Source organism: Bacillus sp. S71 (genome assembly GCF_016625265.1).
GTDB lineage: Bacteria > Bacillota > Bacilli > Bacillales > Bacillaceae_G > Bacillus_A > Bacillus_A cereus.
This window is the reverse complement of sequence record NZ_JACVUW010000007.1, coordinates 229,743-253,865: the sequence shown is the minus strand read 5'-3', so window position 1 is coordinate 253,865 and position 24,123 is coordinate 229,743. Positions and strand designations below refer to the sequence as shown.

Genomic DNA, 24,123 nt, shown 5'->3' with positions numbered 1-24,123 from the left:
TACATTTTCTTTTTTCACTTGCGGTGACACTATATTCCCTACATTTTCTTTCTTCACTTGCGGCGATACTATATTTCCTACATTTTCTTTCTTCACTTGCGGCGATACTATATTTCCTACATTTTCTTTCTTCACTTGTGGCGATATTATATTCCCTACATTCTCTTTCTTCACTTGCGGCGATACTATATTATTTTTTTTCGTTTGCGGAGAAATGATATTGTTAGGTTTCATTTTACTAATTTGAGGAGCAATTAACTCGCTGCCTTTTTTTATTACATCCGAAATTTTATATTCTTTTTTCGGCTTTATTGGTGGTTGTGGCGGCTGTGGCAATACATTTACCGAAAACTTCGTGTTTTCTTTTTCCGCCGGTTTTTGTTTTTCTATCACAGGTGGTTTTTGAATAACAGACGGTTTTTCAATTGGTTTCTCTTTTTGAATTGGCTGTTCTTTTTGCACCTCTTTTTGCGGTTTCACCTGTACTTCTTTTTGCGGCTTTACTTGCATCTCCTTCTGCGGTTTTACTTGCACTTCTTTTTGTGTTTGTTGCATAGCTGGCTGCTGTGTAATTGGTGCTGATTGATACGTAACTTCTTCTTCATCTTCTATTCCAAGTGGAGTTGGTGTTGCTGCAAATTCTTTTTGTTGCACTTCTTTTACGTATTGCTTTGGAGGCGCTGAACCTGCTCCAGCCTGTTGTTTCATGTGAACACTCTTGGATGGCACTTTAATTTTCATACCTGGCATGATTAAATCTGGATTACTAAGTTGTGTATTTGTTTTTTTCAACGTATCAAAATCCACTCCGTACTTTTTCGCAATTTTCCAAAGGGTATCCCCTTTTTGCACGATATGAATTTTCAAATTTTCCCCCTCCTGTATAACTTATCTATAAGTAACAAATCTCATGAAGTAACTCTTTCTAAATAACATTAACTTCTTTTCACTTTTATCACTTCTTCGATTTTCAATATCATTCGAAGTGGAATAAGCATAAAGAACCACAATGATTTCTTCAAAACAATGTATGCCCATTTTGTTCTTGTTATGATTATATGTATGAAAAAAAGCAACGGGAATACCGTTGCTTTACACACGCTCTAACATACGATTTAATGCAAGAACCGCTTCTGCCGTTACTTGTTTATCTACGCTAATAACGTTAATTTCTTCTCCTCTTTCTATCGTTTCAAGTACCCATAATAAGTGAGGCAAATCAATTCGGTTCATCGTTAAGCATGGACACATAAATGGATTAAGTGAAACAATTTCTTTATCTGGATGTTGCTGAATAATTCGGTTCACTAAATTCATTTCTGTACCAATCGCCCATTTGCTACCAGATGGCGCCGATTCAATCATATCAATAATATACTTCGTTGAGCCTGCATAATCTGAAGCAGCTACCACTTCATAGCAACATTCTGGATGTACAATAATATTCATATCAGGATGATTTTTTCGTAGGCTCTCAATGTTCTTCACTGTAAAATTTTGATGAACAGAACAATGCCCTTTCCATAAAATCACTTGAATTTCTTCTATATCCCCATCGTACTCTAATGAATCTGTGTGTGGGTCCCATACTGCCATTTTATCTAACGGGATACCTAAGTCGTACGCTGTATTTCTCCCTAAATGTTGGTCTGGTAAAAAGACGAGACGCTCTTTTTGAGTAAACGCCCAAGATACCATTTGCTTTGCATTAGAAGAAGTTACTGTTGCTCCTCCGTTACGACCACAAAACGCTTTAATTGCAGCTGTAGAGTTCACATATGTTAACGGAATCATCGTATCTCCAAATAATTTCTTTAACTCTTTCCACGCTCTTTCTGTTTGTTCAATATCTGCCATATCCGCCATCGAACAACCTGCACGCATATCTGGTAAGATGACAACTTGATCATCTGTCGTTAACATATCTGCTGTTTCCGCCATAAAGTGCACCCCGCAAAACACAATATATTTTGCGTCTTTATTGCTCGCTGCAACTTGCGCAAGCTGAAGTGAATCCCCTGCTGCATCTGAAAATTGTACCACTTCATCTTTTTGATAATGATGCCCTGGAATGAATAACATTTTCCCCATCTTCTCTTTAATTTCACGAACACGCTTTTCCATATCTTCCGTTGACATCGTGTAATAACGCTCTGGTAACATCGTTTCAATTGGCTGTACTTGTTCTAAAATACTCATATACGTTTCTCCCCCTCTAAGCCACTTTCCTTACCCTTCAATATTGAAACTAATATCAAGTGCTTTCACTGAATGTGTTAACGCTCCAAGTGAAATATAATCTACCCCTGTTTTTCCGTATTTCGATAAATCTTCAATTGTGATGCCCCCTGAAGCTTCTGTAACGATAGCGCTTGGTACAATTTTCGAAAACTCCCGGATTTCATCTGGCGTACGATTATCGAACATAATAATATCCGCACCAGCAGCAACAGCCTCTCTCACCTGTTCCTCAGTTTCTGTTTCTACTTCTACTTTCACCATATGTCCTAACTTTTCTTTCACTGATGTAACAGCTTTTGTAATAGAACCAGCAAACGCAATATGATTGTCTTTAATCATGACACCATCATATAAACCGAAGCGATGATTAAATCCACCACCACACACGACTGCATACTTATCAAACATACGTAGTCCTGGCATCGTTTTTCGCGTATCACAAATGCGAGTATGGCTACTATCTAAAGCAAGAACCGCTTTACGCGTCATCGTCGCTATTCCGCTCATACGCTGAATAACGTTTAATATAACGCGCTCTGCTGTTAATAACGATGCAATTGGCCCTTGCACAGTTGCAATGATTTCGCCTTTTTCTACAAGATCCCCATCTTTTTTATGAAGCTCTACTTCAATTCTCTCATCAATTAATTTAAATCCTGATTCAATTACTAAACGTCCTGCAAAGACCCCTGTATCCTTCGCAAGAAACGTTCCTTTCGAAAGTAAGTTATCTGGAAAAATAAGCTGAGATGTTACATCTCTTTCTCCTATATCTTCTAAAAAAAATCGATTTAATGCTTCTTTAACTTTTATCGTGTTCATAAAGCCCCTCTTCCCCTCATCACACAAGTTGTAGTTTTCTCTTTACTCGAACAATCTCTTTCTTTCCTATATTTCTATCTGGATAATCACTTCGGTAATGCCCGCCAATACTTTCTTCTCTTTGCAGGGCTGAAACAACTATAAGCTCACAAACTGTTAACATATTAATAAGCGTTATCTCTTCATTCGTAAGAACATCATGTTGTAATATCATATTTCGAACACCATACTTACTAAGCCATCTCTTCGCATAAGATAAACTTTGCTCTGTTCGCACAATCCCAACATATTTCATCATGCATTTTTGTATTTCTTCTTTCGTCGGTAAATGATTCAGAACGATAAACTTTGCTTCTTTTTCGGCTAGCATGTTCACCTTTTCTTTTGTCTCTCTAGATAAAATGTGTCTTCCGATTCTTCCTCCAAACACAAGACCTTCTAATAATGAATTACTCGCTAATCTATTTGCACCATGAACCCCATTACAAGCTACTTCCCCGACTGCGTATAGGTTCGGAATAGACGTCTCTCCATCACAGTTCGTTTTCACGCCACCCATGTGAAAATGAGTACCGGGCACGACTGGAATAAGGTTTTTATTTATATCGACTCCATTCGTTTTACATATCAATGACACAGTCGGAAAGCGTTGTTCAAAGTTTTGAATCATTTTGATGTTTAAGTACACTTTTTCACCCGCAAGTAGTTGTTCATGAATAGCCCTTGCGACTACATCACGAGGCGCTAAATCCTGTTCGGAATGTATATCCATCATAAAACGCTGCCCTTTGCCATTTATAAGGACAGCTCCTTCTCCGCGAACAGCTTCGGACACGAGGCCGGAACAACGCCCACCCGCGTATAACATCGTCGGATGAAATTGTATAAACTCTAAATCTACAAGCTCTCCGCCTGCACGGTACACCATTGCAAGTCCATCACCTGTAATTGTCTCATCATTAGAAGTAAAGGCGTATAAACCGCCAATACCGCCTGAAGCTAACACCGTATAATCTGCATTGTAACGTTTCAGTTCTCCTTTATTGTTGCGAGTTAAAACCCCAACACATTTATCTTTTTCTATAATAAAATCGAGCACCATTTCCTGTTCCACTACCGTAACGTATGGAGCTACTTCTTGAATAAGATGCTCTAATAAATTCTTTCCTGTTGCATCGCCACCTGCATGTAAAATACGACGTTTTCGATGCGCTCCTTCTTTTCCAAGATGAGGACCTGTTTCATCTCCATCAAATTTCATTCCTCTTTCAATAAGGTTATTAATTTCTTTCGGTCCTTCCTCGACTAAATAACGGACCACTTCTTCATTGTTATAACGACACCCTGCTACTAACGTATCTTCAAAATGATCATTAGGATTGTCATATGTAGCTACCGCTGCGGCAATTCCACCTTGAGCTAAATGTGTATTATTATTACGTTTCGTCTCCTTTGTGATAATAATCACATTCTTTTCGTGACAAATCTCTTTTGCAACACGAAGTGCCGCAACGCCACTTCCAATAATTAAGACATCTGCACTTGGCATAATTGTTGCCTCCTACTTTACACTTTTCAACTGTCTTGACACCTATATTTACATAGTTTTAAAATAATGACAAGAGTTTTTTTATAATTCTTATTTTCACTACCATTTAAAAAGTAAAAGAAATGTAACTCTTACTAGAGAGAGGAACTTACATGATGATATATCTTGACTATGCAGCTACTACACCTATGAGCGAGGAAGCGTTACAAACATATATGAAAGCAGCTTCGCAATACTTCGGAAATGAACAAAGTTTACATGATATTGGAGGAACAGCTTCTTCTTTATTACAAGTTTGCCGAAAAACATTTGCGGAAATGATTGGAGGCAAAGAACAAGGAGTATTTTTCACAAGCGGTGGATCGGAATCGAACTATCTTGCGATTCAATCACTTCTAAATGCCCGAAATAAGAAGCATATTATTACGACACCTATGGAACATGCATCCATTCGAAGTTATTTTCAATCTCTAAAATCAAAAGGCTATACGATCACTGAAATTCCTGTTGATAAAAGCGGACTCATTTGTTTAGTAGATTTAGAGGCAGCTATTACAGAGGATACTGTGCTAGCAAGTATACAGCATGGAAACTCTGAAATCGGAACCGTTCAAAACATTACAGAAATCGGTGCACTTTTAAAAACATATAATGTTTTATTTCATACGGATTGTGTGCAAACATTTGGTAAACTGCCTATCCATGTTTTTGAGATGGGGATTGATAGTCTTTCTGTTTCAGCACATAAAATATACGGCCCAAAAGGTGTCGGCGCTTGCTACATAAATCCGCAATCTCGCTGGGAACAAGTATTTCCAGGAACTTCTCACGAAAAAGGATTTCGCCCAGGTACAGTGAACGTTCCCGGCATCGCATCTTTTTTAACAGCTGCTGAAAATATATTAAAAACTCAATGGGAAGAAAGTTTACGTTTTAAAGAGTTACGATCCTACTTTTTAGAGCAAATACAAACACTTCCGCTAGAAATTGAAGTAGAAGGTCATTCTACTTCTTGTTTACCACATATTGTTGGGGTTACAATAAAAGGAATAGAAGGTCAATATACTATGCTAGAATGTAATCGTCATGGTATTGCCATTTCCACCGGAAGTGCTTGCCAAGTCGGTAAACAAGAACCTTCGAAAACTATGCTTGCAATTGGAAAAACGTATGAAGAGGCCAAACAATATGTCCGCTTCTCTTTCGGACAACAAACAACGAAAGATCAAATTGATACTACTATTCATGCACTACACACAATTGGAAATCAATTTTATAGAGGTGTTAAATCATAATGAAACAAAATGAACAAAAAAAGATTTTAGGTGAAGAAAGACGACAGCTTATCCTCCAGTGGCTTCTTGCTGCAAATGAACCGTTATCGGGGAATGAACTATCGAAAAAGACGAACGTAAGTAGACAAGTTATCGTGCAAGATATTTCCTTGCTTAAAGCACGAAACGAACCAATTATTGCGACTGCTCAAGGTTATTTATATTTAAAGCCACAAGAGAAGCAACAAACTTTCGAACGCGTAATTGTATGCCAACATAAACCAGCAGAAGTACGTCAGGAACTTACAATGCTTGTTGACCATGGCGTTACGATTAAAGACGTAAAAGTTGAGCATCCTGTATACGGTGACTTAACAGCATCCATTATGGTAAGCAATCGCTTTGATGTAGAGCAATATTTACAAAAAATCGAAAACACAAATGCTTCCTATCTTTCACAACTAACAGATGGTATTCACTTACATACAATCGAGGCAGATTCTAAAGAAAAATTAAATGCTGCTTGTGAGGCACTGGATAAAGCAGGATTTCTCGTTTATTAATGTAAAGCACAGAGTTTTTATCATTCTCTGTGCTTTTTTAATGCTATAATATTGTAATCAATCGTAAAGGAGATCAAATATGGGAATTGAACTCGTTCACTTTAGCATTGGCAAACCGAAACAAATGAAATATGGCGAAGATAAAGAAATGATAACAGGTATATGTAAAGCTCCTACAGAAGAGGCCTTTCTCTCAAAAGACGGATTTCGTGGTGATGACGTAGCGGATTTAAAACATCACGGGGGATCTGATCGTGCTGTTTGTGTGTACCCACACGAGCATTACGCACTATGGGAAGAGGAATTTCAAACTACGCTTCCAGCTTCCACATTTGGTGAAAACATTACCGTAACAAATATGTTAGAGCATGATGTATGCATCGGAGATACATATCAACTAGGCGAAGCAATCATTCAAGTAACGCAAGCTCGCGTACCTTGTAGCACAATTTCAAAACGCCTTGGCATCCCTGGCATTTTGCCGCGCATTGTAGCAACTGGATTTACAGGCTACCTATGCCGTGTTCTTCAAGAAGGTACTGTACGTAAAGATTCTAAAATTACATTACTAGAACGTCAGCCGAGCAATGTTTCTGTTTTGTTCTCTAACGAAATTTATTTTCATAATAGAAAAGATAAAGATGGCATTGAAAAAATTCTTGCTGTTCCAGAACTAGCTGATATTTGGCGTGGTCAGTTAGAAGATCGTCTTGCGAAGTTAAAATAAAGTGAAACTTTAATCAGCCCTCACCAATCGGGCTGCCCGGCAAATAGCGGGATAAAGAATCCCACCTTTTGCAGGTGGGATTTTATTAATCTATCAAAAAATATACTAGGCAATGAAATGATATGGACGATTAGGCAAATACAAATATTCCATCTACATCTTACAACCAATAAGAAGAATAACTCCCCAGCACAGTAACAGAAAAACCGAGCGCTTCAAGTTCCATCGTTACACCTGGTAACAATACGTCATCGTATGCTTTATCGACATCGATTAAGAAAAAGTAATTTCCAAGACCTGTTTTCATCGGACGCGATTCGATTTTTGATAAGTTTAATTTTCTCCATGCGAAAGCTGATAACACTTGATATAGGGCACCTGCATAATCTGCAGGTAACGTTATCATAAGCGTCGTTTTCTCTCCGCGGTTTTCTCCGTTATTCGGGAGTATTGCTTTCTTTTTCTTATGAAGTACTAGGAAACGTGTGTGATTATTTTTATGCGTATGAATACTACGTCTTACAATTGTTAATCCGTATTTTTCTGCAGCTGCTTCATTTGCAATAGCGGCAATTTTTTCTTCAGGATGTTCTTTCACATATTGCGCAGCGGCACTTGTGGATGTCATATCTCGAACAGTTACTCCTTTTAATTCTTCATTTAAAAACTTATGGCACTGTGCAATGGCATGCGGATGAGAATGCACCGCATATACTTCATCCCACACTTCTGCATACTGCGGATGTACAAGTAAATGCTGCTGAATTGGTACTGTAATTTCTCCTACAATAGAAAGCGGCTGCTCATGTACAAGATAATCAACCGTTATATTCACTGAACCTTCTATTGCATTTTCTAACGGTACGACTGCGAAGTCTACATTTTCATTTGCAGCTGCATCTATACAATCTGGAATCGTTCGATACGGTACATGATCTGCTTCCGGAAAAAAACGACTCACCGCCATATTTGTAAATGTTGCTTCTGGTCCTAAATATCCTACTCGAATCATCGTCTTTTCCCCTCTTTTTCGTTTTCTTACTGTTATACCATACTTTTTTATATTCTTCTATGTAAATTTCGAATATTAAAAAAAGACTAGCATTTGCTAGTCTAAATGTTTCTTATATTCTCTTTGAGCGAAAAAGAAATAAATGATACATGCTACGATATAAAACAGAATGAACAAACCTACTTTTTTTAATGATCCATCCATAAAAAAAGTATTATGAAACGTATATAACGCAACTGCACTATGCATACTCCCTACTATAATTGGCGCAAAAAATAGCATACATAATTGCCAACGAGAAATTTTCCATACTTCTTCCTTCGTCATTCCAAGTTTAGAGAGTGCACCATACTGCTTTCGGTCCGATGCAATATTATGGAACCATTTAAAATACACGATACTACATGAAGTAAGAAAGAATAATATACTAATAAACGAGCCCACAAATAGAGTAATATCGCCGCCTTCTTTCATACTTACATATAACTCCATATTACTTCGAAATGCATTATTATTATCTTGTTTCATATGTTTCCGTAAATCTTCGTTCAATTCCTTCGTCTTTTCGATATTTGATAATGTGTAGCCTCTATATATCATCTTTTCAGAATCAGGAACCTTATTTGCTATATTATCAAAGTCTTCATCATTCATAATGAAGAACAGACCATTAATGTACGAAGGGTGATAGTTAAATTGAACCCCTTCTTTCTGACCGTTAAATACGAATTGATATGGTTGATTCATTACTTGCAATTGAATCTCTTTTTGATTATATACATTCGAATTATTGTATTTATTATAATAAACGAGTGTCACTGTACCTTTTTTAGGATGATATGTTTTCTGTTTTTGTTTCCTCGCTTCTTGGTTATAATCACTTTCTTTTATAAGCGGTGCTATTGTTGTTTCTCCTTTATTAGACTGAAAGGATGCATACACTCCAACAAAACTCATATATTGAAAATCATCATACCCATATTGATTCAGTAATTTTTCAACCGCACCTTCTTCAAAGACTTCATAAGTAGAAATACCTTTTTCTATGTACGAAAACGAGTGTACCCCTCCAGTTCGCCACATATCTTGCATGCTAGAAAAATACAAGAACACCGTACCTGTTGCTGTAACTACAAACGTCGTTGCCATAGACATCAGAAAGAAAAAGCGACCATTTTCCTTCATTCGATGTGACAATTGATTCACTATAAACAAATATGGATATGTATACATAATCTTTTTATTTCGCTTTATCATTTCTAACACTTGGGTAGCACCATGCGCGAAAGAAAAATACGTTCCCAAAAAGACAAGTATAGACACAGGGAAAAAGTATATTGCTATCGTAGCCATCGTCACTTGTAGCGCTAACGCATATCCTATCCCTAAACAAATAAAGCCGAATATACAAAGCCACTTTGATGTTTTCTTCTCTTTTTTATCTGTTCGAAATTCTTTCAATAACCGAATGATTTTTATATTCCATATACGTAAAGCACTTATAAAAGATAACAGAATAAAAACGACCATATATGTAATAAATGTTACACCAATCGCACTTACGTCAAATATAACAGGGAGTTCTTTCGGAAGCCCCAGTAACATACTAAACACCATGAAGAAGAGCTTTAAAAAGATCAAGCCCAGCCCTATACCGAAAATATTAGCAAAAATTCCAATTAATATTTGCTCGGTCATAATTACTCCTATTACGTTAGACTTCGTTGCTCCCATTAACATATATAACCCTAATTCTTTCTTACGTGCTTCTATGAAAATAGAAGTAGAGTACAAAATAAATATGACGAAAAAAGAAATAATTATAACATTACATATGATAAGTCCCCAACGTACGTTTTGATACCACATCGTCTCTTGCATATACGGATGTACAATGACAGACATATATGCAAAAGATGCAAATATCGCAAAACAACTACTTAAGAAAAACACTTTATAATTACGCCAATTTCCTTTTATATTTTGCAGCGCTAGTTGCCGAATGTTCATCTATCGTCCTCCTGTAACTTACTACATAGGCAAAAAGCTAGAGGTTCCCCTAGCTTTTTACGTGTTTTAAATATCCTCTTTGCGCGATCATAAAGTACATGGCAGAAGCTAAAATGTATGCTCCAATTACAAGCGCACCTGATTTCCACAAATTAATATAAAGCATTTTCCCTAACGTATGAAGAGCAAATCCACTATGAATGGAACCGATTAAAATTGGTATAAAGAAGATAACTCCCATTTGTCGAATCGCAATTTTGCGAATTTCTTTATCTGTCATACCGATTCTCTTTAACGATTTAAATTGAATGCGATCTTGTTCTTTATCGTTAAACCATTTAAAGTATGTCATACTACAAGCGAAGAAGAAGAATAGTACCGCCACGAAGAAACCGATGAACATTGTAATCGCTCCACCTTCTCTTATATCCTTATACGCAAACACTGAATTTCTCAATTCTCCTTGCTTTTCTGGTGCAATTTCATTTTTCAAATCTAATACAAGATCTTCTGTACTTTTCCAATCCTCAATATAATAACCGTAATATTTCGTCTTTTCTTCATCTGGTACGAGTTTTGCATACTTCTCAAAATCTTGATCATTTACAACGAGATATTCACTATCATTAAAAACAGAATACTGCGTTGGATTATTTAATTGAACAGACTGCTTTTGTCCGTTAATTGTAAATTCATACGGTTTCGTGCGGTCTAGCTTCATCAGTTCATTTGACATATCAACCATAACCATTGTTGCACTACCTGGTGCATTATGAACTTCTGTAGGTTGCTCTCTCTTTTGTTTGCGCACTTCCGTATTATATTCTTTTTCTGAAATAATCGTCATCGGTACTTCATGTTCACTATTAAACAACGTTATTTTCTGTGTTGCCGGTAGTTTAACGTAGGTTACTTTTCGCGCATCTTCAAACCCATGTCTCTTCACAAGCTCCTGTACCTTTTCTTCATTAATAAGGTTATGCGTATTTAACCCCTTTTCCTCATATGAAATAGCGTGTGGTGTAAGTTCTACCGTTTTCGCACTCAAATTTTCAAAATATACGTAAAGCGTGCCAACTGCCGAGGATACAACCGCCGTAATAATAGAAATTACAAATAGAAAACGAGCATTATCTTTCATTTTATAAATAAGGTTACTAAGGACGAACATATTTGGGTACGTATAAAAAGATTGTTTTCGTTTTTGCAATGCTTTTAATACGACTGTACTACCTTGTGTAAATAGTAAATACGTTCCGCCAATTGTCAGTCCTACAACCGGTAAAAAGAGGATGAGGAAATTCAGAAACGTTACTTGGAAGCTAAGTACATACGCAGCAATAATACATCCTATACCAACTACACATAACCATGTAAATGCAAACGGCTCTACTTTTTGCTTTCTTGCTTCTCTTAATAAATCAATAATTTGCAAGCGTCCGACTGTCCAAACACTAAACAATGATAGGATTAAAAATAGGATAAAGTATACACCAGCTGTAATAAGAATTGCTTTACTATTCCAAACGAGTGGAAGTGTCTTATCTATTTTCAATAATACGCTTAACGCTTGGAAAAATAATTTTGAACAAAGCATTCCAGCCCCAATACCAACTACAATTGCAATACTACCTAACATCAGTTGCTCTAATATAATCATTCGGCCGAGCTGCGATTTCGTTCCGCCAATTAATGTTAGTAGACCAAACTCTTTTTTTCTTGCTCGTAAAAACGTTGAATTTGCATATAAAATAAAGAGTGCCGAGAAGATGACCACAATATAATTCATCGATTCTAATCCTTTTGTGATCATCTTTCTCATACTAATATTACCGCTTACGACATCTGGATGATAAATAAAAGAAGCATACATGAAAAATACGACAATCGATAAACAACTACTTATAAGAAACGCTTTATAGTTACGCCAATTTCCTTTTACGTTATTAAACGCGAGCTGGCGAAAGTTCATGATATTCTCCTCCTAGCATCGCAAGTACGTCCAGAATTTCTTGGAAAAAGGCTTGTTTCGTTCTTCCTTTATGTATTTCCGAGAAAATTTCCCCATCGCGTATGAAAAGGATACGTTCACAATAACTAGCCGCTACTGGATCGTGCGTAACCATTGCAATCGTTACTTTCTTTTGCTCGTGTAAATCTTGCAGAGCGCCCATTAGCGATTTCGCTGACTTCGAGTCTAAGTTTCCAGTTGGCTCATCTGCTAAAATTAACGTCGGTTCATGAATGATTGCTCTCGCTGCTGCTGCACGTTGTTGTTGTCCCCCAGATACTTCGTATACTTTTTTATTTAAAATTTCTTCGATGTTTAAAAACTTCGCAATTTCCAGTACTTTCGCATCGATTTCATTTACAGATTTCTTCGCCATTACAAGTGGTAAAATAATATTTTCTTTAATGGATAACGTATCAAGTAAATTAAAATCTTGAAAGATGAACCCTAAATGTGTACGGCGAAACTCCGCTAATTTTGCAGCACGCATTTGATTAATTTCTTCACCATTTACAAGCACATGACCTGAAGTTTGCTTATCAATTGTTGCTAATAAATTTAAAAGCGTCGTTTTCCCGCTTCCTGAAGGACCCATAATCCCTACAAATTCGCCTTCTTCTATTTTAAAATTTATATCGTTTAAAGCAGTCGTCGCTACTGAACCTTTTGATTGGTACACCTTCGTTAATCCTTTTACTTCAAGAACACTCATTTCTAATCCCCCTACGTGTTTTCTTCTTACATTTACTATAAGAAAAATAAGAAAAAGAAACGAGTGATTTCCCTTACAAAACGTTTTGTTATCTTACAGTTTTGTCATTTTTCTCATCAATGTATGATATTCTTCATCTTTTGCAAATTGGAACGTGAATGTTGTCCCTTCTCCTTCAGCCGATTGAACATACATTCCATGATGTAAATTATCGCAAATTTCCTTCGTAATATATAAACCCATTCCAGTCGCTTCTCTCGTTTTACGGCCATTTACCCCCGTAAAGAATGGATCAAATATGCGCTTTACATCTTGCTCTGGAATACCGATTCCATTGTCCTTAATATGTAATAACACCTTTTGGTCTTTCTCTTCAATTTGAAATTGAATTTCTTTTTTCTCTGCCGCTGAAATTTTTGTATACTTAATTGCGTTTACAACAATTTGACCTATAGCAATACTTAGCCATTTTCTATCAGAGGCAACCATACAAGTATCTTCTTCAAACATCACTTTCGGAAATACAGACGATTGAATGAAGGATTTCCGATTTTCATTAATAATACCTCGCACGACATCTATAACATTTACTACTTCTACCTTATAATCTTTCGCAAACTGCTCTAGTCTTGCCATATGTAACGCTAAATCTAAACCATTTAGTATACGGTTATTTTCTTCACGAATACTTTCAACTGTTGCTCTTGCCTCACGATGCTCTTTGCCAAACTTTTGCAGCAATAATTCAATAACAGATACTGGTGTTTTCATTTGGTGAATCCATTGGTTCATAAATATCATTTGCTGTTGCTCTTTCGCATGCTGTTTATGAACTTCATTCATATATTGCTGTCTTAATAACGTAAAAGATTCAACGACCATTTCTTGCTCTAATGTATAAGATTCATCAATAAGTAAAGAGTCATGTAATGTATTTCCGCCAGTAACATACTTTTTGATACTCTTTAAAAACACACTCCGTTTTCGGTAATCGTAAATGAGGTATACAGTAAACACAACTGTTCCTAATAAAAGTCCATATAACCACGTACTCCAATCAATGGATTTCTTTTCTAAAAGACTTTGCAACTGCAAAACAAGCCCAAATAAACAAAGGCTAACAATATAAGAAAGAATTAAAGAAAAACGGTCCATGAGGTAATTTTTAACCTTCATGCCCTTCGCCCCACTCTGTAAGAAGCGCATAACCATATCCACGTTTCGTTACAATTGCATTTTTAATGCCTAGCTCTTCTAGTTTCTTCCTTACACGTTTTACATTTACGGTTAATGTATTATCATCCACAAATGCTACTTCATCCCATAGAGCTTCTAACAGTTCTTCACGCGTTACATATTGATTCACCTGTTTCATTAAACACTCTAATAAGTAAAACTCATTTTTTGTCAGTTCAGTTTGTTGTCCCTGCCACTCAACGATATGCTGGGACGGGAATAACAACAGTCCATTTACACCTAAACAATCACTCTCAGCAGCAGAGGCATACTCTCCATAGCCACGGCGAAGCGCACTCTTCACCTTTGCCATTACGATATCTAAATGGAATGGCTTCGTAATATAATCATCGCCGCCATTTTCAATCGCCATTACTTGATCCATTTCCCCTGTTCTTGCAGAAACAAAAATAATCGGCGCATTCGATACAGTACGAATTTGACGACACCAATAAAAACCGTCAAAGTACGGTAAATTAATATCAAGTAACACAAGATGAGGATTTATTTTTACAAACTCATCTTTTATATGACGTAAATCACTTGCTCTAAATGATTGATAGCCATACCTTTCTAAATGCTCTTCTAATATTCCCGCAATTTTCTCATCGTCTTCTACAATTAATATTTTATACATGTTCTTTTTCTCCCCATAAAAGAATTCTTCTACATTTACTCCTTTTTCCATTATAAATTGAAAATTTAATTAGTGGGGATTTTTTCCTATATAAATCCGGTTTTTACGATATAAAAAAAAGACTGCCGTATTTCGGCAGTCTTAATCGATAAATTCAAATTCATATTCAAGAATTTTCACAATATCTCCGTCTTTTGCACCACGTGCACGAAGCGCTTCATCAATACCCATTCCGCGCATTTGACGAGCGAAACGACGTATAGATTCATCACGTGAGAAGTCTGTCATCTTGAATGTTTTCTCGATATCGTAACCAGAGATAACAAACGTGCCATCACTTTCACGTGTAATTTCAAATTTAACACCTTCAGTATCAAATTTGTACATTACACTTGTATCAGACTCATCCGCAACTTCATGTATTGGGAATTCTGGTGTTGTTTCTATTAAGTTTGCTACTTCAAACAGTAAGTCACGAACACCTTGTCTTGTTACAGCTGAGATTGGGAAAATTTTTACTTCGTCTCCCACTTTCTCTTTAAATGCTTGTAAGTTTTCTTCTGCATCTGGCATATCCATTTTGTTTGCAACAACAACTTGTGGACGCTCAGTTAAGCGAAGATTGTATTCTTTTAATTCATTATTAATCGTTACGTAATCTTCATATGGATCACGGCCTTCTAAACCAGACATATCAATAACATGCACGATTACACGTGTACGCTCAATATGACGTAAGAATTGGTGTCCAAGTCCGACGCCAGCATGTGCGCCTTCAATTAGTCCTGGAAGGTCAGCCATAACGAAGCTGCGGTTATCACCAGTTTCAACAACACCAAGATTCGGAACGATTGTTGTGAAGTGATACTCTGCAATTTTCGGACGCGCTGATGATACAACAGATAATAATGTAGATTTACCTACACTTGGGAATCCAACAAGTCCAACGTCTGCTAGTACTTTAAGTTCTAGAATGACATCACGCTCTTGACCTGGTTCCCCGTTCTCAGCGATTTCTGGCGCTGGGTTCGTAGCTGTTGCGAAACGTGAGTTACCACGGCCACCACGGCCACCTTTTGCAATTACAGCAGTTTGTCCATGCGTTACTAAATCGGCAAGAATTTGACCAGTTTTTTCATCTTTTACTACTGTTCCTGGCGGAACCTTTACAAGTAAATCTTCAGATTTACGCCCGTGCTGACCTTTACTCATTCCGTGCTGACCGCGATCAGCTTTGAAATGACGTTGGTAGCGGAAGTCCATTAATGTACGTAAGCCTTCCTCAACTACGAAAACAACATCTGCACCTTTACCGCCGTCGCCACCTGCTGGGCCACCTTTAGGAACATACTTCTCACGACGATACGCAACCATACCGTTACCACCGTCGCCGCCTTTTACATATATCTTGACCTGATCTACAAACATTATTTCACCACACTTTTTTCAATTGGTTGTAATATAACTGAGACTTCTTCGTCTCGCACTGTATAAGAAATGGAATACCATTTATTGTTTTGGGTCGCAAGCCAATTCTGTAGTTCTTCTACACTCGTTAGCTTACCACGAAAATCAAAAAAGAAACGAGCATTCTCCGCGTCACATTCAATTGTGATACAAACATAATTTTCAACATATACGTCTAAACTATGCTGAAGCATTGAGAAAAATTGATTCGTCCATGTACATACAGTCTCATCTAAGTGAGATAAGTTATGTAATTTCCCTAATACTTCGTACTCCAATAAGCACGGCTGCTGTTTCCAATTATATGTTAAAATCCACTCTGAAAATAAAGGCATTGATAGCCCCATCAGATTGGATTCTTGTCTCGCTTCTTGGACAAAACGATCGATGAGACTATGAATTTCTTCCACTTTTCCAAGTGAAAGGTTTCCTTTCACCATCTGCATACGATTGAGCCAATCATGTCTTGAATGGCGCAATGCATCTATAATTGTCCATTTTTCATTCATTTAGATACCCCTTAATATAGAAAAACTCTAACCTGCACTCAGGTTAGAGTTTTCCGTGAGTTCTTATGCTTCTTGAGCAACAGGATATACGCTCACTTGTTTGCGGTCACGGCCAAGACGCTCAAAGCGTACTACGCCGTCAACTTTCGCGTATAAAGTGTCATCGCCACCACGACCAACGTTAACACCTGGATAAATTTTTGTACCGCGTTGACGGTAAAGAATTGAACCACCTGAAACCGTTTGACCATCTGCGCGTTTAGCACCAAGACGTTTTGACTGAGAGTCACGACCGTTCTTTGTACTACCTACACCTTTCTTAGATGCGAAAAACTGAAGATCTAATCTTAACATACGTTACACCTCCTGCACTTTTTCTATTAAACGGATATACTTTCCGTAATCAAGTTCGATCGTCTTAAGCGAAACAACCAATCCTTCTAAAAGTATCTGTGCTTTTTCTGCTGTATGAACGTCTAAATCATTAGGCAATTCATACGTTAAGAATCCGCCATCACTTCCGAGTTCAATAGTTGCCTGCACATTACAAAGTTCTTCCACTGCATTTATAGAACCAAACACAACCGCTGTAGTTCCAGCACAGACAAGGTCTTGTCCATGTGGCGCATAATCGGCATGTCCAGTCATTTTAAATGATTGGATACTTCCTAATTTCGTGCGACTTATCGTAATTTTAATCATGTTAACCAGAATTAAGCGTTGATAGCTTCAACAACTAGCTTAGTGTAAGGTTGACGATGACCTTGTTTCTTACGATTGTTCTTTTTCGCTTTGTATTTGAAAACGATGATTTTCTTAGCGCGACCTTGTTTTTCAACTTTCGCAGTAACTGTTGCACCTTCTACAACTGGGCTACCAACTTTAACGTTTTCGCCACCAACGAAAAGAACTTTGTCAAAAGTAACAGTTTCACCAGCTTCAACATCTAATTTTTCAATGTAGATTGCTTGACCAGCTTCAACTTTAATTTGTTTTCCACCTGTTTCGATAATTGCGTACATACTTGCACCTCCTCTTAATTACTAAGACTCGCCAAAAACGAGGTAGACATAAATGCCTTTAGGGAACCTGTCTTGTGCGGTTGTAGCATATAGCCGTTTAGGTGCTATAAACTATAACATAAAGATGTTACCATAATTCATTGAGTATTGTCAATGAATCTTCTACTAACTATTTTTTCCGTTCTACAATTTCTTTTTTACTTCCAAAACGGATAATAGCGTACTTTTCGATAATATCATCTTTGAAATAAATTTCAAATGGAATATTTTTTTGTAATTCTTTTTGCAAAAATTGTTTTTGCAGTTCTTTAGGCGCAGCGATTAATACTGCCTCATCCTCTATGTTGCCATATGTGATTAATTCTCTCTCTAGCTCATACGCAATTGTTTCATACGACATTACATAACCCGTCGCTTTGCAAGATACACACTCTTCTAGTAATACGTCACGTAAAGAATGTTTTTTACGTTTTCGTGTCATCTCCAAAATTCCTAACTCAGTAAATCCAAGTACTCTTGTATAAGTACGATCATCTTTCATAGCAGCTATGAGACATTCTCTTACCTTTTCTTTATCTTCTCTTTTTTTCATATTAATAAAATCAATTAATATCATACCACCAATATCACGAAGTCTTAATTGGCGTGCAATTTCTTCAGCTGCCATCTCATTTGTGCGAAGTACTGTATCTTGTAAATTTTGTTTTCCAGTAAACTTGCCCGTATTCACATCAATTACAGTCATCGTCTCCATTTGCTCTACAATTAAATAAGCACCATTTGGAAGCCACACAATTTTTTGGAGTGCTTTCTCAATTTCACGCTCTATTCCAAAATGGTTAAACATCGAAGACTTTTCATTATAAAAAGATACTTTTTCTTTTCCAACTTTGTCTTCTAACTCTTTTACTATACTTCTTGTATCTACAACTACTTTTTCAATTGTTTCAATTGGATTCTCTTGAAATACACGATCTAAAAAGGTCGCCGGTCGATGAAGTAATAACGGCGCCTTTCCTTGATCCTCTTTTCTTTTTAACTCTTCATACAACTGTTGTAACCCTTGCATTTCAGCTTGTATTTCTTCAATTTCCCCTTTTTCAGAAGCAGAGCGGAAAATGTAACCTCCCGTTCCTTCTACTTCAATTTCAAGTAACTGTTGTCTTCTTTTATTATTTTTTATTTTCCGAGAAACAGCTCGCATCTCATCAAACGGCATATAAACGACATATTTCCCGGTAAATTCTATATTCGCTGTCAATTTAGGCCCTTTCGTATCAATTGCCTCTTTCACAACCTGTACGAGTATCGCTTGCCCTTCATGTATACGATAAGAAGGTGGTACATCATCGTATGAAAGATACGCATGTTTTTCTAAACCTATATTTACAAAAGCTGCGTTCATTCCAGCAATTGTTCTTACGATACGTCCAACATAAATATGCCCAACAATCTCTTGCTCTTCATTACGTTTCCATAAAAACTCAACAATCTTTTTCTTCTCTTCAATTGCAACGCGCTTTTCCGAACCAGCGTAATTCACATATAACGTTTTCAAAATTATTTCCTCACTTTATAATCTTCTTTGCTTTTACAATAATAAAAGGTTAGTGCTATCGTCAACACTAACCGATTAATTCTTCAACTGATGAGGTTGTTCGTTTTTCAGTAAAATATGCATAGAGCAATTCATTTTCATCCAATGTGTAATGCTCTTTATATTTTCCACGGACGATAATAGAATGCTTATATCCTCTACGAAATTTTGTGAATATCTTATATAAATGATCTTCTGATTGCACTTCAATAGGTGCAATCTTTTCAATCCCTCTTTTATTTCCATAATAACGTTCTAATAAAAAACGCATAAATGCATACCGTCTTTGTTTCCACTCTTGATATAACGACACTGCCAAAAATATGAGTAGTACCCACATCATAATATTGTTACTATTCCAGAGCAACTGCCATCCTAATATTACACCAAAAAAAACACATGACAATTTCATCATCTTTTCATGTGCTTGTAAATAAGGAAAACGATATGATAGTATATTAAACAATACTTTCCCGCCATCTAACGGCCAAATAGGGAGTAAATTAAACGCTAAAATAATTATATTATTCCACATAAAGAAATAATATAAATCTGCATTCAACCAACCGGCTTCAAACAACATATAACCTACCAGCATCATCCAAACATGTTGAATCGGCCCTGCAATTACGACAACAAGTTCCTCTTTCAACGACTTATTACCATGTTCCTCAAGCTCGGCCACGCCACCAAACGGCAAAAGCTGAATTCTTTTTATACGCCAATTATAGTGTGCTGCTGCAATAGCATGCCCAAGTTCATGAATAAGAACGATACAAAATAACAGTAGTAACTCTTTAAAACGTGCAGTGAAAATACCAATGACAATAATAACCCAAAATAATGGATGCACGGAAATTTTCGTCAAAACGTCTCTATATTTAATCAAATGATATCACCTGGATCGGATCAATAAATTTTTCATTCTTTTTTATCGCGAAATAAAACTTTCCATTTTTATCATTTGTATCATTACTCACCGTTCCAATTTTTTGTTTCTTTGAAACGTAATCATATAATTTCACTGACATATCGTTTAAGTTTGCATACCATGACTCCGTACCATCTGCATGTTGAATTTGAACTGTATTTCCAAGTTCCTCTTTCTTACCCGCAAAAACAACTAATCCTTCATTCACTGACTCAACCGTTGCATTTGTAGCTGTTTGGACAAATACACCTTGGCCATTTTTTTGAAACCCTTGCATTACCTTTCCAGAAGCGGGAATTGCATAATCTTTTTGCTGAATACTTCCTTCTTTTTTCTCGTTTGGCGAATAGAATACGAGCGGTTTTCCAAATTGCTTTTCGTACCATTTCGCTACAGTAGCAAACTGAAATTCCTCTTTCATCACTTTTTCTGTAACAGCTTTAGCTCCATTGAATGAAGAAGGAGCATTCTTATATAAAATAGCAACCGAAAGAACTAATATTGCCGATAATAAAACTTTGAAGAAAAAGACTTCCTTTCGAAATAAAGGATGCATTTCCTTTTCTCCATCTTCAATAACTACTGTTTCGCTATCAAAATTCCCTCCGGTAAAATACTGTTCTTCCTCCATCCTTTCTTGCTCGGCCTTCCTTTTTGCAATCCGCTTTTTAATTTCTTCTACGCGTCTATTCTTCATACTGTCTCCTTTCTTTCGTTAAGCTAATTTCAATAGAAACAGTTGTATACAGTTTGTACATATGTATGAGCTAAGAAAGAAAGATATTCGTGTGAAGAAAAAAGAAAGCACCTCGCATATGTGCGAAGTGCTCTTAACGGATTCCAAAGAAGTTTTTCACCTTTGCAAATACCGATACCTTTTCTTGTTCAAATGCTTGTAATGGTACATTCTCACCTAACAAGCGTCTTGCAATATTACGATAAGCCAACGCTGCTTTTCCGCTTGGTTGCAACGCCACAGGTTCACCTGTATTTGTAGCTCGAATAACTTCATCGTCATCTTCGACAACACCAAGAAGCTCAATTGACAATGTACGTACAATTTCATCAACATCTAACATATCCTGTTCATGAAGCATATGACTACGTACACGGTTAATAACAAGTTTCGGTGGTTCAATATCCTCTTTTTCTAAAAGCCCAATAATACGATCCGCATCGCGCATTGAGGATACTTCTGGAGTCGTAACAACGATTGCTTTATCCGCACCAGCTACCGCATTTTTAAATCCCTGCTCAATCCCCGCAGGACAATCGATTAATATGTAATCATAATCTTGACGTAATACTTGTATTAATTCATCCATTTGTTCAGGTGTTACCGCTGATTTATCACTCGTTTGTGCTGCAGGTAATAAATAAAGATCATCAAAACGTTTGTCTTTAATAAGAGCCTGAGGTAAACGGCAACGCCCTTCAACGACATCAACAAGATCAAATACAATACGATTTTCCAGCCCCATTACTACGTCTAAATTTCGAAGACCGATATCTGTGTCAATTAAGCACACTTTCTTTCCAGATAACGCTAGGGCCGTACCAATGTTCGCAGATGTAGTAGTTTTACCTACTCCGCCTTTTCCAGATGTAATTACTATTGCCTCTCCCACAGCTATACAATTCCCCTTTCTAACTTTGTTAAATTAGGTCTAAGATGAGTGAGAAGTTGCAGGCGATCGACAACAATGTGATTGTTCTCATTAATATACGCACATTCTGCCGCCTCCGCTCCGTCTTCTTTCTCTTCCGGAGCCCGCATTGCCACATCACTAATTCGAAGTTGCATCGGGTTCATAACAGATGCAGCGATTACAGCATCTGAATCCCCATAATACCCAGCATGTGCAATTCCTCTTAATGATCCTACGACAAAAATATTCCCCCCAGCGATAACCGTTCCGCCTGGATTAACATCTCCAATTAACAACAAATTTCCTTTTACATGTAAAACTTGTCCAGAGCGAACAATTTTGGAAATAGGGACAATTTCTGTTTCTTCTTTCCAAGCTATTGCTTCTGCTTTAGTGATAACATCACTTTCAATTGAATCCACAACAAGATTCTTTTTATTACGAATTAACGTACGAATCTCTTCTTGTTGGACTTCTGTTAAATAACGATTTCCTACTTTCACATGCACTTCAATTAAAGAGCGCCCATCACCATCGTAGTAATGTGTAGAAAGTTTTTCGTCTAATTCCATCAATAATTCTGAGAATGAACAACAATCATCTAAATGAAGCGTTATCCCATCTTTTGTCCCTTTTATCGTTACATTTTGTTGCTTTTTTTCTTCCACTAAAGTTCACCCCACCGATTCAATTCGACATAAAATTAGAAAATCCTTTTTTCTTTTTCTTCCATCGCTTTTGAAAGACGCACTATATATCGTCTCAGTGGGAAACAAACTATCAATAAGAAAATAGCATTTAACAATAAAGTAGAAAGGAGACGATCTGTGAAAAAGACATGCGCTGGCATATGAGTACGTCCTAACAAAGTTAAGAATCCATACACATAATACTCTAGTGCTACAATGCTAGCTAATATGATAGAAACAACAATAAATAAATTCAATTGTAATACTTTCATCACACTATAAACTAAATAAGCTAAAATCGGATAAGCAAAAATATATATCCCGACAAGTTCTGTGTATACGGTATCAAATAAGAAGCCAAATAATAGTCCGTAATAAATCCCTTGGACCGGACTATAATACACTGTAATAAAACATAAGACGATTATAAAGAAATGCGGTGCTGCTATACTGTCTTTCCAAAACACATCCGTTGGAACAACAGTAGCAAACATATTTTCAAATAGAAACACAAAAAGGAGCAAAAGAGGAAGAGCTGCTCTTTTTAATATCTTCATCATCTCTTCTTCTCCTCCTATTCTAATGGCGCTGAAGGTGTTGCACGTTTAGCAACCGTAATATGCTCTACGTCATTTAAATCAGCGGCAGGTTTTACATAAGCTGTTTTTGTTAAGCCATATGCATCCGGCTGAACATCAACGATTTTTCCAATTACAAGACCTTTCGGGAAAATATCACCAAGTCCAGATGTTACAACTAGTTGATCTTTTTCTACCGGTGCATCAGAGCCAATCTTTGTGAAAAGAAGTAATTGTTTTTCTTTGTCATAACCTTCAATCAAACCAAAGATTTTCTCTTGCCCTTGTACAATAGCAGAAACGCGATTTGTTCGGCTCATAGAACTTAGTAATTCTACTGATGATGTAAACTGAGATACACTTTTCACTCTTCCAACTAACCCTTGTGAAGTTACTACAGCCATATCTTTTTTAATTCCTTGCTGTGCCCCTTTATCAATTCCAATTAAATCGTACCATTTATCTGGATTACGAGAAACAACAGTAGCTGGAATTTCAGTATACCCGCTATTTAACTCTTTTTTACCAGTTAGCTCTTGTAGCTTCTTGTTATCATCTTCTAGTTGTTTTACTTTCCCTGATAGACCTGCATAATTATCTAATTTTGCTTTTAATTCTTTATTCTCTTCATACGTGCGCTTTACATCTTCTACATTTTCGAAGAATCCAGCTACGTATTTCGCTGGCTTTTGGAATACACGTTCTACAACACCGACAGTGTCTTTAACAAACTGCTCTGGCCATGTTAAACTGTTCCGTTCTTTCAATGAGATTCCAATCAATGCCACGAGAAGAATAATACTAACCAACAAAACAATTAATCTTTTGTTTAAGAAAAACTGTGGCACGTTCACACCCTCTTAATTTCACTGATTTTTATTTTGCAA

24 protein-coding genes, 1 pseudogene and 1 other annotated feature are annotated in these 24,123 nt (G+C 36.7%); of the genes and pseudogenes, 3 read left to right on the top strand and 22 right to left on the bottom strand.

Going from position 1 to position 24,123, the window contains the following annotated elements:
- The 4 genes and pseudogenes from exsA to nadB form a co-directional block, all read right to left on the bottom strand.
- Positions 1-867: pseudogene (exsA, locus tag IBT51_RS17835) on the bottom strand (spore coat assembly protein ExsA); the annotation flags it as partial.
- A 225-nt stretch (positions 868-1,092) separates the two neighbouring features.
- A complete protein-coding gene (gene nadA, locus IBT51_RS17830) occupies positions 1,093-2,199 on the bottom strand; it encodes a quinolinate synthase NadA (RefSeq protein ID WP_088025473.1) in 1,107 nt (368 codons plus the stop codon).
- 30 nt (positions 2,200-2,229) lie between these two features.
- Entirely contained in the window at positions 2,230-3,063 is an 834-nt protein-coding gene (nadC, locus tag IBT51_RS17825) for a carboxylating nicotinate-nucleotide diphosphorylase (RefSeq protein WP_029443359.1), read from the bottom strand.
- A 19-nt stretch (positions 3,064-3,082) separates the two neighbouring features.
- The gene (nadB, locus tag IBT51_RS17820) at positions 3,083-4,612 is read right to left on the bottom strand and encodes an L-aspartate oxidase (RefSeq protein WP_200458523.1); all 1,530 of its coding nucleotides are present in this window, start codon (positions 4,610-4,612) and stop codon (positions 3,083-3,085) included.
- A 152-nt stretch (positions 4,613-4,764) separates the two neighbouring features.
- Here nadB and IBT51_RS17815 point away from each other — a divergent pair, with 152 nt between their 5' ends.
- From IBT51_RS17815 to IBT51_RS17805, 3 genes are all read left to right on the top strand, one after another.
- On the top strand, positions 4,765-5,907 hold the full coding sequence (locus IBT51_RS17815) for an IscS subfamily cysteine desulfurase (RefSeq protein WP_069356236.1): 1,143 nt from the start codon (positions 4,765-4,767) through the stop codon (positions 5,905-5,907).
- The gene (locus IBT51_RS17810; protein WP_088025474.1) at positions 5,907-6,449 is read left to right on the top strand and encodes a transcription repressor NadR; all 543 of its coding nucleotides are present in this window, start codon (positions 5,907-5,909) and stop codon (positions 6,447-6,449) included. The genes IBT51_RS17815 and IBT51_RS17810 overlap by 1 nt, the downstream gene beginning before the upstream one ends.
- A gap of 79 nt (positions 6,450-6,528) precedes the next feature.
- Positions 6,529-7,176, top strand: coding sequence for an MOSC domain-containing protein (locus IBT51_RS17805; RefSeq protein WP_200458522.1), 648 nt, complete (start codon positions 6,529-6,531; stop codon positions 7,174-7,176).
- A gap of 160 nt (positions 7,177-7,336) precedes the next feature.
- Here IBT51_RS17805 and pheA read toward each other — a convergent pair whose 3' ends face one another.
- The 18 genes from pheA to mreC form a co-directional block, all read right to left on the bottom strand.
- The gene (gene pheA / locus IBT51_RS17800) at positions 7,337-8,188 is read right to left on the bottom strand and encodes a prephenate dehydratase (RefSeq protein WP_000621693.1); all 852 of its coding nucleotides are present in this window, start codon (positions 8,186-8,188) and stop codon (positions 7,337-7,339) included.
- A 96-nt stretch (positions 8,189-8,284) separates the two neighbouring features.
- A complete protein-coding gene (locus IBT51_RS17795) occupies positions 8,285-10,198 on the bottom strand; it encodes an ABC transporter permease (protein ID WP_078401074.1) in 1,914 nt (637 codons plus the stop codon).
- A 49-nt stretch (positions 10,199-10,247) separates the two neighbouring features.
- A complete protein-coding gene (locus IBT51_RS17790) occupies positions 10,248-12,170 on the bottom strand; it encodes an ABC transporter permease (protein WP_200458521.1) in 1,923 nt (640 codons plus the stop codon).
- Positions 12,145-12,921 carry an ABC transporter ATP-binding protein gene (locus tag IBT51_RS17785; protein WP_088024440.1) on the bottom strand — a complete coding sequence of 259 codons (777 nt, stop codon included), beginning with the start codon at positions 12,919-12,921 and terminating at the stop codon, positions 12,145-12,147. The genes IBT51_RS17790 and IBT51_RS17785 overlap by 26 nt, the downstream gene beginning before the upstream one ends.
- A gap of 93 nt (positions 12,922-13,014) precedes the next feature.
- Positions 13,015-14,097 carry a HAMP domain-containing histidine kinase gene (locus IBT51_RS17780; RefSeq protein WP_069356239.1) on the bottom strand — a complete coding sequence of 361 codons (1,083 nt, stop codon included), beginning with the start codon at positions 14,095-14,097 and terminating at the stop codon, positions 13,015-13,017.
- A complete protein-coding gene (locus IBT51_RS17775; RefSeq protein WP_002082113.1) occupies positions 14,087-14,794 on the bottom strand; it encodes a response regulator transcription factor in 708 nt (235 codons plus the stop codon). Before IBT51_RS17775 ends, IBT51_RS17780 begins: the two co-directional genes overlap by 11 nt.
- 141 nt (positions 14,795-14,935) lie before the next feature.
- Complete coding sequence (gene obgE / locus IBT51_RS17770) at positions 14,936-16,222, bottom strand: GTPase ObgE (RefSeq protein ID WP_000497127.1); 1,287 nt, start codon at positions 16,220-16,222, stop codon at positions 14,936-14,938.
- Positions 16,222-16,770 carry a sporulation initiation phosphotransferase B gene (locus IBT51_RS17765; RefSeq protein WP_001003587.1) on the bottom strand — a complete coding sequence of 183 codons (549 nt, stop codon included), beginning with the start codon at positions 16,768-16,770 and terminating at the stop codon, positions 16,222-16,224. The genes obgE and IBT51_RS17765 overlap by 1 nt, the downstream gene beginning before the upstream one ends.
- A 63-nt stretch (positions 16,771-16,833) precedes the next feature.
- The gene (rpmA, locus tag IBT51_RS17760; protein WP_000944957.1) at positions 16,834-17,124 is read right to left on the bottom strand and encodes a 50S ribosomal protein L27; all 291 of its coding nucleotides are present in this window, start codon (positions 17,122-17,124) and stop codon (positions 16,834-16,836) included.
- Between the two features lie 3 nt (positions 17,125-17,127).
- Positions 17,128-17,472, bottom strand: coding sequence for a ribosomal-processing cysteine protease Prp (locus IBT51_RS17755; protein WP_001993153.1), 345 nt, complete (start codon positions 17,470-17,472; stop codon positions 17,128-17,130).
- An 11-nt stretch (positions 17,473-17,483) separates the two neighbouring features.
- Positions 17,484-17,792: a 50S ribosomal protein L21 gene (gene rplU / locus IBT51_RS17750; protein ID WP_000270907.1), complete on the bottom strand. Its 309-nt coding sequence runs from the start codon at positions 17,790-17,792 to the stop codon at positions 17,484-17,486.
- 14 nt (positions 17,793-17,806) lie between these two features.
- Positions 17,807-17,884, bottom strand: a sequence feature (ribosomal protein L21 leader region).
- A 77-nt stretch (positions 17,885-17,961) separates the two neighbouring features.
- A complete protein-coding gene (locus IBT51_RS17745) occupies positions 17,962-19,350 on the bottom strand; it encodes an Rne/Rng family ribonuclease (protein ID WP_016512286.1) in 1,389 nt (462 codons plus the stop codon).
- Positions 19,351-19,417: 67 nt separating this feature from the next.
- Positions 19,418-20,278 carry a stage IV sporulation intramembrane metalloprotease SpoIVFB gene (spoIVFB, locus tag IBT51_RS17740; RefSeq protein WP_000599064.1) on the bottom strand — a complete coding sequence of 287 codons (861 nt, stop codon included), beginning with the start codon at positions 20,276-20,278 and terminating at the stop codon, positions 19,418-19,420.
- Complete coding sequence (spoIVFA, locus tag IBT51_RS17735; protein ID WP_000797475.1) at positions 20,271-21,017, bottom strand: stage IV sporulation protein SpoIVFA; 747 nt, start codon at positions 21,015-21,017, stop codon at positions 20,271-20,273. Before spoIVFA ends, spoIVFB begins: the two co-directional genes overlap by 8 nt.
- Positions 21,018-21,150: 133 nt before the next feature.
- Positions 21,151-21,948 (bottom strand): septum site-determining protein MinD, encoded by a 798-nt coding sequence (gene minD / locus IBT51_RS17730; RefSeq protein ID WP_000503309.1) that lies wholly within the window; start codon positions 21,946-21,948, stop codon positions 21,151-21,153.
- 2 nt (positions 21,949-21,950) lie between these two features.
- The gene (gene minC, locus IBT51_RS17725) at positions 21,951-22,637 is read right to left on the bottom strand and encodes a septum site-determining protein MinC (RefSeq protein ID WP_000391521.1); all 687 of its coding nucleotides are present in this window, start codon (positions 22,635-22,637) and stop codon (positions 21,951-21,953) included.
- A gap of 35 nt (positions 22,638-22,672) precedes the next feature.
- Positions 22,673-23,218: a rod shape-determining protein MreD gene (mreD, locus tag IBT51_RS17720; protein WP_000975765.1), complete on the bottom strand. Its 546-nt coding sequence runs from the start codon at positions 23,216-23,218 to the stop codon at positions 22,673-22,675.
- Between the two features lie 14 nt (positions 23,219-23,232).
- A complete protein-coding gene (gene mreC / locus IBT51_RS17715; protein ID WP_001135487.1) occupies positions 23,233-24,084 on the bottom strand; it encodes a rod shape-determining protein MreC in 852 nt (283 codons plus the stop codon).
- Between the last annotated feature and the right edge of the window lie 39 nt (positions 24,085-24,123).